Here is a 13662-nt window from a genome sequence, read left to right as displayed (position 1 = left end):
CGAGCCAATGATTGAGCCTCTGCTATGTGGGATTGTTCTTGGACTAGTTCCCATAACATTATTAGGCCTTTTTGTTAGTGCATGGAATCAGTATCGTCGAAGCAGTTCAATGCCTGATTGGGAATAAGAAAAAGAAGAGAGGTGTTTCCATAAAATTTCTCTTTATTTAATTTCCACCCATTATGTATTCTTGGCATAGTTTTTGACGAGCATTCACATATCAAAGTAGTTGATTCCTTAATCCATTGTTTAGACAATAAAAGTTCTTGAGAAAGTTCATATAATCCAGATTCGTAAGGAGGGTCAAGAAAAACATAATCAAATTTTTGTTCAGGAATTAGGCAATCTTTAACAAAATCAATTTTCTTGTTTTTTGGACCCTTTTTGAGGAATGAGATCAATTCAGTGCATATGACTTCAATATGGATTGAGCTGTTAATAGTATTTGATACATCAATAAGGTTTTTTTTGCATATTTTTGCCGTTTCCCTCTGCTTTTCAATCGCAAGAACTCTTTTTACTCCTTGTTGAAGAACCTCACATGCCATTACTCCACTTCCACTGCAAAGATCTAGCCAACTTGTGCCTATAAGTTTGTTCCCAAGAATATTTATTAGTGCCTCTCTTACTCTTGAGGAGGTTGGCCTTGTCTTTTGGGATGAAGGACTTTCTATCCTTTTCCCAGAAATTAGTTTAAGTTTCCCTTTCAAACTAAAATTTATTTTTTTTCAACCAATTAATCCAATTAAAAATAAGTTTTTGTCCTGCAACTCCTGATTTTTCGGGATGAAACTGACATGCACCAGTGTTTTTATGCCAGACCATAGATGAGAAATCAGTTTTACCAAATTTTGTTGTGGCTACGGTTTGTTTTGGTTCTAAAGGACAAGCTGAGTAAGAATGGACGAAATACATCCAATTTGAATCAGGATGATTTTCTATAATAGGACAATCATTTATTTTGTTTATCGGAGACCAACCAATGTGCGGAATCCTCTCATTTTTTTCTTGAGGTAATCTCCGAATATGACCTTTGAAAATTCCTAAGCCCTCTGAGGAACCCTCATCACTAGTCTCGAATAATAGCTGTAATCCTAAACAAATTCCAATTAGCGGTTTACCATTATTTACCCACTCAATTATTAAAGGTACTAGTTCAGTCTTTTTTAAATTCTTCATTGCTGGATCAAAAGCACCAACCCCAGGAAGAATTAAAGCATCACAAGAGTTGAGTGCTTTGATATCACGAATAATATCTAAAGGTTGATTCAACCTTTTAAATGCTTGTTGAACGGAAAAAAGATTACCCATTCCATAATCTATTAATCCAATTTTTGCCAATAGATTTACCTTTGAATCATTTATATAAGGACCTAAAAGACTAAGTTCTTTAATCGATATTAGAGATGTTTAGAGATTGTTCCAGAAAGGGTGGCTTTAGGAACTGCTCCGACAACAGTATCTACTTTTTGACCTCCCTTAAAGATCATCAAAGTTGGTATGCTTCTAATTCCATACTGACTAGCAACATTAGGGTTCTCATCAGTGTTCAATTTGAAAACTTTTATTTTGCCTTCGAAATCTTTTGAGATTTCTTCAACAATTGGAGCAACCATTCGGCAAGGTCCGCACCAAGGTGCCCAAAAATCAACCAAAACAGGAACATCGCTCTGGAGGACTTCTTGTTCGAAAGAGGAATCAGTTACTGCAGAAGCTGTGGACATACCTTAGAAGTCTTAAGAACTAGATCATAACAATTGTATTTTGCCTATAAAAACTTTTGCTGCCATTTTTAAACGAAGTTTGAATATTGATTTGCGTCCTTTTTAATAAGAAAAACCCGAACAAGTCGGGTATTTTTTGTGTGAGGAGTGTGAGAGCAAAGGCTCTCACTACTCAATTCTAACCATTGTATTTAATTATGAAATCTTTCGGTAGCTTTTATTTTCCCATCCCAAGCTGTTGTGCTTTTTGGTAAACCTTTCCTTCTGTTAACAAAGAGGGTGCGATAACTACCTCAACTTGTTGCATTTCCTTTATGTTCGTCGCTCCTAGAGTCCCCATTGAGGTTTTTATTGCTCCTAGTAAATTGTGTGTTCCATCATCAAGAATTGCAGGTCCACAAAGAATACTTTTTAAACTACCTGTTGTCCCAACCTTAATCCTGGTCCCTCTAGGAAGAACAGGACTTGGAGTAGCCATGCCCCAATGAAAACCTTTACCAGGTGCTTCCTGAGATCTTGCAATTGGGGAACCAATCATAACTGAGTCGGCACCACAAGCTATGCATTTGCAAATATCACCACCAGTGATAATTCCACCATCAGCAATAATCGGAACATATTTCCCACTTTCTTTTTGAAAATAATCCCTTGCTGCAGCGCAATCAGAGATAGCAGTTGCTTGAGGGATGCCAACACCTAATACTCCTCTTGAGGTGCATGCAGCTCCAGGCCCAATACCAACCATTACTGCTGCAGCTCCTGCTCTCATTAGTTTTAAAGAAACTTCATAAGTTACGCAATTACCCACAGCAACTGGTATTCCAATGTTTTTGCAAAGATCATAAAGGTCAAGATTTTGACTGCCCTCTTTGCCCAGATGTTCTGTTGAAACTACAGTTGCCTGAAGAAAAAACAAGTCTGCACCTGAGCCTTTGATTAAATCTCTATATCTAATCGCAGCTAATGGGGTTCCACTTACAGCCGCAATACCTCCACTTTTTTTGATTTCTTGAATTCTTTTTAAAATTAATTCTTCTTTTATAGGTTTCTTATAAATTTCTTGCATAAGAGGAACAAATTCCTCTTTCCCAATTGATTGGATTTTGCTTAGGACTTCTTCTGGATCTTCATATCTGGTTTGGACTCCTTCTAGATTTAAAACACCTAGGGCTCCTAATTCTGACAGGGCGACAGCCATGTTTACATCTACAACGCCATCCATCGCACTTGCGATTATGGGAATATCTCTTTCAATTCCTCCGATTTCCCAATTGGTTTTTGTGATTTCAGGGTCAACTGTTCTTCCTCCGGGAACTAATGCAATTTCATCAATCCCGTAAGCTCTTCTAACAGTTTTGGTGCGTCCTAGTTGAATATTCACACCTAAATTTTGTAAGTTCTCGTCAAACTACCAACTGAAGTGCCAAATTGAGCAAATGTTGGGAATAGATAATCAAGATTTTGCTTGTTTTTCTTATTAATTCGATGATTTGTGATTATTTAGAGAGAATTTTTACTATGTTTTTGTAATTGTTGATTTTGTCAGAGGTGATTTACTTTCAGATATATGGTTATTCACTCTAAAAGGTTTATTAATGCTGAGATGTTCTTATAATTGGTAAAACCCTTATATATGGCTGATCCATTGGGACCTAATAGTACTGGTCCCGGGGAATCCGACGATCGGATCATTCAGACTGACTTAAGAAATGAAATGTCGCGTTCCTATTTGGAATACGCGATGAGTGTGATTGTTGGAAGAGCTTTACCTGATTCGAGAGATGGACTTAAGCCCGTTCATCGTAGGATTCTTTATGCGATGTATGAACTTGGTCTAACTAGTGATAGGCCATACAGAAAATGTGCACGTGTAGTTGGAGAGGTTTTAGGCAAATTCCATCCTCATGGTGATACTGCCGTTTATGACGCTTTGGTCAGAATGGCGCAAGATTTCTCTATGCAGATGCCTCTAATTGATGGGCATGGGAATTTTGGATCTGTTGATAATGATCCTCCTGCTGCGATGAGATATACAGAATCCAGATTGCAATCTTTAACCACTGATAGCTTGCTTGAAGATATTGAATCTGAAACAGTTGATTTTGCCGATAATTTTGATGGATCAGTACAAGAGCCAACAGTCTTGCCGGCAAGAATTCCTCAATTGCTACTAAATGGTTCGTCTGGCATAGCTGTAGGTATGGCAACCAACATACCTCCCCATAATTTGGTCGAACTGATTGATGGATTGATGGCGTTAATTTCTAATCCTGAGTTAGATGAAATAGAATTGATGAATTTAATTAAAGGCCCAGATTTTCCTACTGGGGGCCAGATACTTGGCAGAAGTGGAATTAAAGAAACATACCTTTCTGGAAGAGGCTCAATAACAATGCGTGGAGTTGCTGAAATAGAAACCATTGAAAATCCAGGAAGACCAGATAGAGATGCTGTAATAATCACTGAACTTCCTTATCAAACAAATAAAGCAGGATTAATAGAACGAATCGCCGATATGGTTAACGATAAAAAACTTGAAGGTATTGCAGATATAAGAGATGAAAGTGATAGAGATGGTATGAGAATAGTAGTTGAATTAAGAAGAGATTCATATCCTCAAGTTGTTTTAAATAATTTATTTAAACTTACTCCTTTACAGACTAATTTTAGTGCAAATATGCTTGCATTAGTTAATGGTGAGCCTGTTATATTGTCACTTAAAAAAATGTTGCAAGTATTTTTAGATTTTAGAGTAGAAACCATTGAAAAAAGAACTAAATATCTCTTAAAGAAGGCAGAGAGTAGAGACCATATATTATTAGGATTATTATTAGCTTTAGATCAGCTAGATGACATAATTAGCCTTATCAGGTCCGCATCTGACTCCGCTACTGCTAAACGTAAATTACAAGAACTTCATGGCTTAACAGATATTCAATCTGACGCTATTTTGCAGATGCAGTTAAGAAGACTGACTGCTTTAGAGGCTGATAAGATAAGACTTGAACATGAGGATTTAGTTAGAAAAATAATAGATTTAAAAGATATTTTAAATACGAAAGAAAGGGTATTTGAAATAACAAAAATAGAACTAAATGAAATAAAAGAAAAATATAATACTCCAAGAAGAACAGAAATTCTTGATCTTGGAGGAGGCCTTGAAGATATTGATTTAATTGCTAATGAAAGATCAGTCGTTTTGTTGACAGAGACAGGATACCTAAAGAGGATGCCTGTTAGTGAATTTGAAGCAACAAGTCGAGGAACTAGAGGTAAAGCAGGAACGAGAAGCCAAGGAGAGGAAGAAGTGAAAAAATTTATTAGTTGTAATGACCATGACAGTCTCCTGCTTTTTAGTGATAGAGGCGTTGCGTATGCTCTTCCTGCTTACAGAGTTCCTCAATGCAGTAGAACTGCGAAAGGTACTCCTATTGTTCAATTGCTTCCAATTCCGCGGGAAGAAGCTATAACTTCATTGCTTTCTGTTAGTACTTTTGATGATGAAAACTATTTATTGATGCTTACTAGGGGGGGATATATTAAAAGAACACCTCTTTCAGCTTTCAGTAAGATTAGAGCAAATGGATTAATTGCAATAGGTTTAGAGGATGGTGATGCTTTAACTTGGGTTCGATTGGCTGAGTCTGGAGATAGTGTTTTGATTGGTTCCAAGAATGGAATGACAATTCATTTTAGATTAAATGATTCTGAATTACGCCCTTTAGGTAGATCAGCAAGAGGGGTGAAGTCAATGAATCTTAAGTCTGGTGATTCTCTTGTAAGTATGGATGTTTTATCTACTGAGTTGGCTGATCATGTTGATAAAAGTGAAGACGAAGAACTACAGGATGAATCATCAGAATCTGAAGGGCCTTGGGTACTTGTTGCCTCTGGAAGCGGTCTAGGTAAAAGAGTTCCTGTGACACAATTTCGCTTGCAAAAAAGAGCAGGAATGGGCTTAAGAGCAATAAAATTCAGAAAAGACGGAGATGAACTTGTAGGTTTAAGAGTTCTAGGCAAAGGAGAAGAATTATTATTAGTTAGTGAAAGGGGAGTAATTGTCAGAACTAGTGCGGATAAGATCTCTCAACAGTCTAGAGCTGCAACGGGGGTAAGAATTCAGAAACTTGATAATGGGGATAAGTTGTCTGAGGTCGTTTTAGTTCCTCCAGAACAAATTAATGAAGATGAAGAAAAAGAATTGTCCACAAGTATGGAATCAATAAATACTGATCCAACTTCAAAAAATTGAAATTGAATAACTTTGCTGATGTATTAGTTATGGGAGCAGGACCAGCTGCTCTTTGCATCACTGCTGAGTTGGTTGAACAAGGACTTAATGTTCAGGCAATAGCTTCTAAATCTCCTTTAGAGCCTTGGCCAAACACTTATGGAATCTGGGCATCTGAACTTGAGTCTTTAAATATGGATGAATTATTAAAATATAGATGGAAAGATACTGTTAGTTTCTTTGGAGATGGATTAAGTAATAAGGGTAACAGTTGTACAAATCATTATCTTGATTACGGTCTCTTTAATTCAATTAATTTTCAGGAGGCTCTTCTTGAGAGATGTAATGGACTCGCTTGGCAGGTAGAAACTGTCAAAAATATTGATTTTAGTGAGAGAGAAACGGTTGTTATTTGCACCTCCGGGAAAAAATATTTCGCTAGGCTCGTTATTGATGCAAGCGGTCACAAAACCTCTTTTGTTAAAAGGCCTAAGCATGATCAAATAGCTAAGCAGGCAGCCTATGGGGTGGTTGGGAAATTTAGTTCTGCTCCTGTGGATAAGGATCGCTTCGTTTTAATGGATTTTAGACCAGACCATTTAAATGCCAATGAACTGGAAGAGCCACCTTCTTTTCTTTACGCTATGGACCTGGGAGACGGTAGTTATTTTGTAGAAGAAACATCTTTGGCATGTGCACCGCCAGTTTCATTTGAATCATTAAAAGCAAGATTAAATTCACGACTAACTAACAAAGGTATTCAAATTGAGGAAGTTATGCACGAAGAACATTGCCTTTTCCCAATGAATTTGCCATTGCCTTATAGAGATCAACCTCTTTTGGCCTTTGGAGGGTCTGCAAGCATGGTTCACCCTGCATCTGGATACATGGTTGGCAGCCTTTTAAGGAGAGCCCCCTCATTAGCAAAGGAGATAGCAAAAATAATGAAAAAAGATCCCCTCATGCCTACTTCTAAAATAGCAAGAATAGGATGGAAAACCCTTTGGCCAACTGAATTGATTCAAAGACATCGTCTTTATCAGTTTGGTCTTCAAAGACTAATGACGTTTGAGGAATCCCTGTTAAGATCTTTTTTTGATACTTTTTTTAAATTACCCAAAAAAGATTGGTATGGATATTTAACTAACACTCTTCCTTTGCCGAGGCTTTTTATTGTTATGCTCAAGTTATTTTCTATTGCTCCATTGAAAGTTAGATTCGGAATGATTGGTTTTTTAATAAAAAAGTAAGAAAAAAATTAGATTTTCTTTTTCCAATCTATGGGAGAGATCAGAGGAAATATACAATCCTCTTTTTCAATTTCATCTATAATTTTTTCAGTTATATTTTTATTGTCTTTAATTGCATTTATCAATATCCAAAATCTTTTTAGATGCAAGTTTATTCTTTCTCTTGCAAGCTCCGTAGTCGTTTCGGCTTTTAAAATGAAACTCCAATCTGAAGATTGAGACAGTAAAAGTTCTCTTCCAGCTTGTTTGATTATCTTTATATTTGATTCTTCTATTAAACCTCCTGAACAAATACTGACCATTTCTCTTCCGGCTTTACTCCATTCATGAACAATCCAAGCATTTGATTTGTCTAACCAATAATTATGAAAACCACCTTGTCCCCAACTAGATGGAGAAGGATTGCATAATTGGATTTGGGGCGTTAATTGAAGAGCATCTTTTAAAGTGATTAATTTAACACCTTCCCTTTTAGCTTTGATAAATAAATGTGATAGAAATTTAGGACCTTCAAACCACCAATGACCAAAAAGTTCTGCATCAAAAGGTGCTATTAACAATGGTTCTATTTTCATTGATTTTTCAAGTTTTATAAGTTGTTTTTTTCTGTCCTTTAAATAACTCTCTGCATCTTTTTCAACACTTTCTTTTGCTGCTTGTGGGTCATATTCTTGTTTGTCTTCTAAAGATGTATTTTGAGATGAAATCTTAAATAATTTTATTCCTAATGGCCTTTTTTCCTTAATCCCTATCTTTTTTAGGTTTTCTATTGATAAATCCCAGCCTAGGTCTCTATGAAATTCTCTGTAGTTTGGATTCCCTGGATATCCATCCCTTGCTGACCAAACTGGAAGAGTTGATTCACTATCTCTACCAAAAAAAGCTACTCCTCTTCTTGTGCATATAGGAGCATATAAACCATATCTTGGTCTTGGATCTGCATTTAATAAGCCATGTCCATCTAGGACGGCATACCTAAGTCCTGATTCAGACATTAAATCATCTAAGCCCTCGTAATAGGCACATTCAGGCAACCAAATACCCAATGGGGCGTTTGTAAAAAGGCGCTGGTGCTCTCTTACTGCAGTTTTCAATTGAGCTCTTACTGCCTCAGGGTTTTCTCTCAAAAGAGGCAGATATCCATGAGTAGCTGCACATGTAAGAATATCAATTATTTCTAATGTTTGTAGCTTTTTAAATCTTCCTATTAGATCACCTTTGCAGCTCTTCCAGCTTTTTAATTGACGTTTTAAGTGACCTTTAAGATCTAGGGCTGCTGCTGTGCAGTTTGTCTCTAATTTATTTAGAAGTTCTAATCTTATTGATACCCATTCTTCAAAGCGATTTTTTAATACTTGATCCTCCAAAAGCGAAAGCAAAGTAGGAGATAAACCTATTGTGATTTTAGGTGTTTGATCTTTTGCAGTAGAGGCCTCCTCAAGTGTTTCTAAAAGTGGCAAATAACATTCCACTAGAGCTTGAAAGAACCAATCCTCCTCTAAGGAGCCGGGTTCTTCTGATCTCACGTAAGGCAGATGGGCATGCAGGACTATGGCGAGATTGCCTTTAGTCATTAAAACTCCCAGATTTTTTGAATAGACCTTCGACACTTATACTCTTTAGCTGCTCTAGAAAAGATAAACTTTAAGTTCTAATATAAATCTAGTCAAAATAGATACTAAAAAATAATTAATTTTTACTTATTAATTAGAGCTTTTTTATTTGAATTTGATATTAAACCTTAAATTTTTACTATTTTAGAGAAAGAAATATATAAAAAGATAAATTAAATTACTAGAAACTTAATATTTTTTCTAGTAATTTATTAGAAACATACTACAATTAAATAGATTCATTTAGATCTTAAAGGTCTATTTATTTTTATATAATCCATGTTATGGCCAAAGATCCGGGCCGAGTTTTAATTTTCGATACCACTTTAAGGGATGGAGAGCAATCCCCTGGGGCGAGTCTTAATTTAGAGGAAAAGTTAGCCATAGCACAACAATTAGCAAGATTAGGCGTTGATGTTATTGAGGCAGGATTCCCTTTCGCTAGCCCTGGTGATTTCGCTGCAGTTCAGAAAATAGCTGAGAATGTAGGAGGAGAGGAAGGACCTATAATTTGCGGACTATCAAGAGCCTCAAAACCTGATATAAAAGCTTGTGCTGATGCTATTGCTCCAGCTCCAAGAAAAAGGATTCATACTTTCATTGCAACCAGTGATATTCATCTTGAACATAAATTAAGGAAATCTAGAAAAGAAGTTCTTGATATCGTTCCAGATATGGTTGGATATGCTAAAAGTTTTGTTGATGATGTTGAATTTTCTTGTGAAGATGCTGCAAGAAGTGATTTAGATTTTCTGTATGAAGTAATCGAATTAGCCATATCTTCAGGTGCTAATACTATAAATATTCCAGATACAGTTGGTTATACAACTCCATCTGAATTTGGAGATTTAATATTAAATATTAATAAAAATGTTCCAAATATCAATGAAGCAGTTCTCTCCGTTCATGGTCACAATGATTTAGGACTTGCTGTCGCAAACTTCCTTGAGGCTGTCAAGAATGGAGCTAGACAACTTGAATGCACTATTAACGGAATAGGAGAGAGAGCAGGTAATGCTGCTTTAGAAGAATTGATTATGGCTCTTCATGTAAGAAGATCATATTTTAATCCGTTTTTCGGCAGGGCTCCTGAATCTCCTACTCCTCTAACAGCAGTTAGAACAGAGGAGATAACCAAGTCCTCTCGTTTGGTTTCCAATTTGACTGGGATGGTTGTACAGCCTAACAAAGCAATTGTTGGAGCAAACGCTTTTGCCCATGAATCTGGAATACATCAAGATGGAGTATTGAAGAATAGGCTTACGTATGAAATTATCGATGCAAAAACAGTTGGGTTGTCAGACAATAAAATTACTTTAGGAAAACTTAGTGGTAGGAGTGCTGTTAGAGCTAGGTTAGAGGACCTAGGATATGATTTGAATAGAGAAGATCTTAATGATGCTTTCGCTAGATTTAAAGACTTAGCCGATAGGAAAAAAGAGATAACAGATCGAGATCTAGAGGCAATTGTTAGTGAGCAAGTCCAACTGCCAGAAGCTTTGTTCCAATTGAAATTGGTACAAGTAAGTTGTGGAACATCTCTGATGCCTACTGCAACAGTAACTGTTGTTGGGGAAGAGGGAGAGGAAAAAACAGCAGTCTCTCTTGGGACCGGTCCTGTTGATGCAGTTGTTCGAGCTTTGGATTCTTTAACTGAAGAACCAAATGAATTGGTTGAATTCTCTGTAAAGTCAGTTACAGAGGGAATAGATGCTTTAGGAGAAGTTACTATTCGAATAAGAAGAGATGGAAACCTTTTCTCTGGTCATTCTGCTGATACCGATGTTGTTGTTGCAGCGGCGCAAGCATATATAAATGCGCTTAATAGATTAGTAGATGCTCAAGGAAGGAAATCGATTCATCCACAACATGATTTGGCTCAGGTAGATAAGAAAGGGGTTTGATGATATTTTTTTTCTTTAATATTTCTTTAAAAGCGTTCCGTAAATTTTTTTTGAAAAATCGTACTAAATCACTTAATGAAAGATTAATATATGTTGTGACGATTCGATAAGCGCACATAAATGGCTTTAAAAAAAAATCTCTATCGACTTACAGGACTTGATGGATCTCCCCACCATGTTCTAGATGCTCCATATGAAAATATTGATGCAGCTCTGAAAGCAGCAAAAACATGGTGCGATGGTCAAGGGTTGAGTTGCGCTATTAAAAATAGAGGTATTGGTGTACAAGTGCTTGCAGGGAATGGAACTTGGAGAACTGTTTGTTATCCATCTAATTGTTTGCAACCTTCTCTTGCATAAAATAATTTATTAATATCATTTATATGATTCTATTTAAGAGAATAATTTTTTAAAAATGGGTTCAGGGATGCGCGGCTATTGGACCCTTACATGGTTTGGTTTGATCTCAAATACACTTGCGATTCCTTTTATTGCTTATGTTGTTGGATCAGGACCGCCCCTTCAAACTGCAAATATTACTCTCGCAATAAGTCTTGCATGGCCAGCGGCAGTAACTGGAATTGTTGCTTCAGCAGGGCTATTTGCTCAGAGAGTATGGGGTGTTATTTTATCAATAGTTGCTTTATCTATGTCTCTTTCTGGAACTTTGCCTTATGGAATAATCAGATTAATTAAAGTAAATGATCTTTTTGGGATAAGTGGTTTATCATTGCTGATAGCTTTGCTTAATTTATTAGCTTTACTGTATTGGTGTAGAAGAGGTCATAGACGAATAAGGCTTTAAATAATTTTGAATCTTCCCAAATTTCATTTAACTTTTACCTTGAATTATAGGTTGGATATTTTAATCTTCTATGTCGCATCCTCCTCCATACAGAAACAAAAGCCCTAAGTATTATTTCTATTTCCGCTCTAGTTAAACTACTTTCTTTTAATTGACCGTCTATCTGACGAGATTGAATTATTTTTCTAACAGTTTTGCATGCTTCGTTATCTGAGGAAGATGCGTCAAGAGCCCTTAAAGCTGCTTCACAACCATCTGCAAGCATAAGTATCCCAGTCTCTTTTGAATGGGGTATAGGTCCTTTATATCTGAAACGTTTTTCAGAAGCAGAGGGATCACTTTCTCGAGCTTTATGGAGAAAATATCCCATTTTTAATGTTCCTTGATGTTCTGGGATGAAATCAGCGATAGGAGATGGAAGTCGATATCTCCTCGCAAGCTTCAGTCCTTCATCTACATGTGCTTGAAGAATATCGGCACTTTTATATGGGTTTTTTATTTCTTCATGTGGGTTTACTCCATCTTTCTGATTTTCAATAAACCAATTGGGAGCATGTAATTTCCCTATATCATGATAGAGAGCTCCGGTTCTTATTAGGTCAACATCAGCTCCAATAACTCTTGCTCCTTCCTCTGCGAGGCTTGAAATTGTTAAAGTATGCTCAAATGTCCCTGGTGCTTCTCTAGATAAACGGCGAAGTAAAGGACGTTCTTGATCAGCAAGTTCCATTAATCTTGCTCTGGTAAGTAATCCAAATGTATTTTCTAATATTGGAATAATTAATATAGTTACCATTAGTATTGCACTTATTATAAGTGTCTCATTGAAAATAGAATTAGGATTAAATGTTAGATTATTTAATTCTATATTTTTCTCTTTAATTAGTTGATTAAAAATAAACCATTGTCCTAATAATGCACCAAAAGGTATAAATACAGCTATTTGAAGAACTTGTGCACGGCTTCTCATCCTTCTACCTAAAAATGCAACAAAAGATCCAGCGACACAAGCAATTATTAGCCTAGCTTCACTTAATTCATTAATAGATGATGGCCACATTAGACTAGCAGTGGCCATCCAAGCTAATGATGTTGTTGTACCTATTCCTTGCGATAGAAGTAGTGTGGGAGGTAATATTAATTGCATAGGACTTGCTAGCGGACCAAGCCAATCTTTTGTCAATTGAACTACAAATAATAAAGTTAAGGAAAGTAATCCATGTCTAGCCTTAAGCCTGGGCTTTTCTCTTCTCATAATCATAAGAAGTAATCCGCAACTACCCATGGCTTCGGAGAAAGTCATTAACCATTTTAAAGGCCTAGGACTTCGGCTTACTTTATTAAAATGTTCTAGAATATCAAACTCTTGTGAACTTATTGGCTCTCCTTTTTTTGTTATTATACTGCCTTCTTTAACATTTATTGTCTTTATAGAATCTTTATTAATCAAATTTTCAAGTAATAGATTAGTTTTGAATTTATCAACTTTTAAATTACTTTTTTGATAAAAACTGTTTGATAATATTTTTGCACCTAACGATCTATTTGGAGAATCTTTTTCACCTAGATCTATTAATTGAATTGAAGAAGCTTCATTAAGTTGATCAAGTGCAAGTGTATTAATAATTCCTTGAGAAAGCATTTTTCTTGAAACATTTTTTATCTCTTCTTTCCATTCCTCCCATTCATTATCAGAAATATTAACTAGCCAAATTTTCTCTGAATTTGTTAAATTAATTTCTTTTAAATCCTCCTCAAAATTATTATCCTTTAAGTTGCTAAGTAGATTTATTTTCTTAAAAACAGTATTTTCTAAATTGTTTGATTGATTCTTGTCTACTACTTGAACAAAACTTTCTTTTAAGCCTTGTTTCTTTTCTTTTAAATCCTTAGTGTCTATTACTTTTGCATCTCTAGGTGCTATTACATTTACTTGAGAAATATCACCTGGTTTGAGATCGGGAACAGCAAGTAACTTATAGCTTGAAAATATTGCTACTAATAGGCATACCATTAGTAGACCTAATTTGTCAGTGGTTGACCAGCGGAGTATTGGCCGCCTGGGAGATTGACTCCCTAACCATATTCTCCAAATTTTTTTTGGACTGGGTAATTTAGCCAAAGACTTTCTCACC

12 protein-coding genes are annotated in these 13662 nt (G+C 35.9%); 6 read left to right on the top strand and 6 right to left on the bottom strand.

Annotated features, from left to right (window positions below; genetic code table 11):
• Positions 1-7: 7 nt before the first annotated feature.
• Entirely contained in the window at positions 8-127 is a 120-nt protein-coding gene (gene petG, locus O5637_RS03950) for a cytochrome b6-f complex subunit V (RefSeq protein WP_011294783.1), read from the top strand.
• Here the strand turns inward: petG and O5637_RS03945 are convergent.
• The 4 genes from O5637_RS03945 to O5637_RS03930 form a co-directional block, all read right to left on the bottom strand.
• Positions 75-710 carry an RsmD family RNA methyltransferase gene (locus O5637_RS03945; protein ID WP_269606301.1) on the bottom strand — a complete coding sequence of 212 codons (636 nt, stop codon included), beginning with the start codon at positions 708-710 and terminating at the stop codon, positions 75-77. The two genes, petG and O5637_RS03945, sit on opposite strands and share 53 nt — an antisense overlap.
• 1 nt (position 711) lies before the next feature.
• Positions 712-1341 (bottom strand): imidazole glycerol phosphate synthase subunit HisH, encoded by a 630-nt coding sequence (hisH, locus tag O5637_RS03940; RefSeq protein ID WP_269606300.1) that lies wholly within the window; start codon positions 1339-1341, stop codon positions 712-714.
• A 59-nt stretch (positions 1342-1400) separates the two neighbouring features.
• On the bottom strand, positions 1401-1724 hold the full coding sequence (gene trxA / locus O5637_RS03935) for a thioredoxin (protein ID WP_038653576.1): 324 nt from the start codon (positions 1722-1724) through the stop codon (positions 1401-1403).
• 217 nt (positions 1725-1941) lie between these two features.
• Positions 1942-3105: a GuaB3 family IMP dehydrogenase-related protein gene (locus O5637_RS03930; protein WP_269606295.1), complete on the bottom strand. Its 1164-nt coding sequence runs from the start codon at positions 3103-3105 to the stop codon at positions 1942-1944.
• Between the two features lie 252 nt (positions 3106-3357).
• On the opposite strand from O5637_RS03930, the gene gyrA reads away from it, so the two are divergent.
• A complete protein-coding gene (gene gyrA / locus O5637_RS03925) occupies positions 3358-5976 on the top strand; it encodes a DNA gyrase subunit A (protein WP_269606293.1) in 2619 nt (872 codons plus the stop codon).
• The gene (crtL, locus tag O5637_RS03920) at positions 5973-7205 is read left to right on the top strand and encodes a lycopene beta cyclase (RefSeq protein ID WP_269606291.1); all 1233 of its coding nucleotides are present in this window, start codon (positions 5973-5975) and stop codon (positions 7203-7205) included. Before gyrA ends, crtL begins: the two co-directional genes overlap by 4 nt.
• Positions 7206-7213: 8 nt before the next feature.
• Here crtL and O5637_RS03915 read toward each other — a convergent pair whose 3' ends face one another.
• Positions 7214-8779, bottom strand: coding sequence for a glycoside hydrolase family 57 protein (locus O5637_RS03915; protein ID WP_269606903.1), 1566 nt, complete (start codon positions 8777-8779; stop codon positions 7214-7216).
• Positions 8780-9102: 323 nt separating this feature from the next.
• Here O5637_RS03915 and O5637_RS03910 point away from each other — a divergent pair, with 323 nt between their 5' ends.
• The 3 genes from O5637_RS03910 (at position 9103) to O5637_RS03900 (ending at position 11527) form a co-directional block, all read left to right on the top strand.
• Positions 9103-10722, top strand: coding sequence for a 2-isopropylmalate synthase (locus O5637_RS03910; RefSeq protein ID WP_269606290.1), 1620 nt, complete (start codon positions 9103-9105; stop codon positions 10720-10722).
• Positions 10723-10842: 120 nt separating this feature from the next.
• Positions 10843-11082 carry a hypothetical protein gene (locus tag O5637_RS03905; protein WP_269606288.1) on the top strand — a complete coding sequence of 80 codons (240 nt, stop codon included), beginning with the start codon at positions 10843-10845 and terminating at the stop codon, positions 11080-11082.
• 67 nt (positions 11083-11149) lie between these two features.
• On the top strand, positions 11150-11527 hold the full coding sequence (locus O5637_RS03900; protein ID WP_420063728.1) for a hypothetical protein: 378 nt from the start codon (positions 11150-11152) through the stop codon (positions 11525-11527).
• Positions 11528-11561: 34 nt separating this feature from the next.
• Here the strand turns inward: O5637_RS03900 and O5637_RS03895 are convergent, their stop codons facing one another.
• On the bottom strand, positions 11562-13649 hold the full coding sequence (locus O5637_RS03895) for an HDIG domain-containing metalloprotein (protein WP_420063727.1): 2088 nt from the start codon (positions 13647-13649) through the stop codon (positions 11562-11564).
• Positions 13650-13662: the final 13 nt, after the last annotated feature.

The sequence above is a fragment of the Prochlorococcus marinus str. MIT 0917 genome (assembly GCF_027359575.1).
GTDB classification, from domain to species: domain Bacteria; phylum Cyanobacteriota; class Cyanobacteriia; order PCC-6307; family Cyanobiaceae; genus Prochlorococcus_B; species Prochlorococcus_B marinus_D.
This window is presented reverse-complemented; position numbering and strand designations above follow the sequence as displayed.

Bases quoted from the DNA above. Each gene is read 5' to 3' on its own strand.
- O5637_RS03900 (WP_420063728.1), top strand. From the start codon at position 11,150: ATGCGCGGCTATTGGACCCTTACATGGTTTGGTTTGATCTCAAATACA.
- gyrA (WP_269606293.1), top strand. From the start codon at position 3,358: ATGGCTGATCCATTGGGACCTAATAGTACTGGTCCCGGGGAATCCGAC.
- petG (WP_011294783.1), top strand. From the start codon at position 8: ATGATTGAGCCTCTGCTATGTGGGATTGTTCTTGGACTAGTTCCCATA.
- O5637_RS03905 (WP_269606288.1), top strand. From the start codon at position 10,843: ATGGCTTTAAAAAAAAATCTCTATCGACTTACAGGACTTGATGGATCT.
- trxA (WP_038653576.1), bottom strand. From the start codon at position 1,724: ATGTCCACAGCTTCTGCAGTAACTGATTCCTCTTTCGAACAAGAAGTC.
- O5637_RS03910 (WP_269606290.1), top strand. From the start codon at position 9,103: ATGGCCAAAGATCCGGGCCGAGTTTTAATTTTCGATACCACTTTAAGG.
- O5637_RS03915 (WP_269606903.1), bottom strand. From the start codon at position 8,779: ATGACTAAAGGCAATCTCGCCATAGTCCTGCATGCCCATCTGCCTTAC.